Below are 1,658 nucleotides of genomic sequence, written 5' to 3' on the forward strand. Positions count from 1 at the left end.
AGTCACGAGTTTATTCACAAAATCATAGGTATAGATCAATTTTTTACTAACTAAATTATAAAGTTATGCACTGACAAGCTAATCAAATCAAGCAATAAGTTGGTATGGATCTGATCTATAGTTGGTACAGATCAGATCTATGCTAACTTGAAGTCGCTTTATCCACATGGTGTTTTGAAAATGGGATTTATGTCGTGTTAATTTGCTATAAAAAGGCGTTTTGTAGGACATAATTTGAACTGAGTTAGTAAAATCACGACCTATGAACTATAACTTAGTAAAAATCTGATCTGAAAATTAGCTAGTAAGAATTAGTTGGTATAAATCTGATCCAAAGAAATAAATTATGATCGGATCAAGTTTATACTAACTTAAACATTTAACTTTTGAAGTTTTATGTGTTGTTATTAACTGTCGAAGAAAAATTGGAAATAAGAACAATGAGCCGAAAGGTCAACATCTCGGTAGATAACTTACCCGATACTTTACGCGGGCAGATCCACGGGGTGGAAAGTGCGATTGATAATGAAAGTCTTGCACTATTTACAGACAATAAAGATGTGCGCGTTTCAATTGAAAATGCAGCACATGGTTTGAGAGCTTACTCGAATACTTTTAATCATTATGATTTATGGGGACGTTTTGTTCGTTCTGGTCATAAGAAGCTTCCTGTTGAAGAAGCACCAAAGAAAACAATTGTTACTCGAAAAATTTCTGAAAAAGTAGATGGCATTCTTTATGATGGCGAAATTAAAATAACACCTGCAGTGGTAAGTACACGTAAAGATGGTGAAGATGTAGAATACCTTGTTTGGCCATCTGATCGTGAAGAAAAGGTGGAACGAGCCTTAATTCGATTAGCCTCAAAAGGTAAGATTGTAAAAATTAATTTTAAATCGGGAATTCAATACGCGGTTGTTTTTTCGATGAATGAATTAGCGCAAGAATTAAAAGCGGTTGGTCAATCGATGCCGTATCCACAAATTAAAGAATCATTAGAGGCATTACAAGGTTCTAAACTTTCTTTTAAATATTCAGCGACAGATACCCGTAACTCAGATATTGATGATTCATTTTACGAATCGAACATGAACTTTTTGTCATCACTTCATTTTAGTGGCAAAAAAGGTCAGGGTGGTAACGTGAAATGTGTGGCATGTTTGAACGCATTTGTTCATAACATGATCGACAACCTTGAATATAAAGGCTACTACTTCAATAGTGCTCAAGAATTAAAACGTGGTTTATCTCGTTGGATGATGCTTCGTTTATATCATTTATGGCGCTACGCTGCTCCGGGTAAAACTTACCATTTCCGCCTTTTATCTATCATGGAAAAGTACGGCTCAATTTATTCAACCGACGAAATTACCGAGAATAAATTAAAAGCATTACGTCGTGATATGACAACTACAATGAAAGACTTAATTGAGAAAGGTGCAATTTCTGAATATAACATTACCAATGTTAAAGATGACAAAACCGGTAATATTATTGATTACACTTACGAGATGCATCCGTCTGATCAATTTTGCGATGAGATTCTTACGCTTAATAAGCATAATAAACGAATCGAAATTCAAGGTGGTAAACGTATTGTCGAGAATGCAGTTTTAATCGATGAAGATAAAATTGAAGAAATAGTAGAAGATTAATTT

At 34.1% G+C, this 1,658-nt stretch carries 1 protein-coding gene; it reads left to right on the plus strand.

Annotated features, from left to right (window positions below; all coding sequences use genetic code 11):
* The first annotated feature begins 440 nt into the window (after positions 1-440).
* Positions 441-1,655 (plus strand): hypothetical protein, encoded by a 1,215-nt coding sequence (locus tag L1D46_RS20560; RefSeq protein WP_054563104.1) that lies wholly within the window; start codon positions 441-443, stop codon positions 1,653-1,655.
* The last annotated feature ends 3 nt before the right edge of the window (positions 1,656-1,658 follow it).

It is taken from the genome of Pseudoalteromonas sp. Isolate3, assembly GCF_022398505.1.
Classification (GTDB): domain Bacteria; phylum Pseudomonadota; class Gammaproteobacteria; order Enterobacterales; family Alteromonadaceae; genus Pseudoalteromonas; species Pseudoalteromonas apostichopi.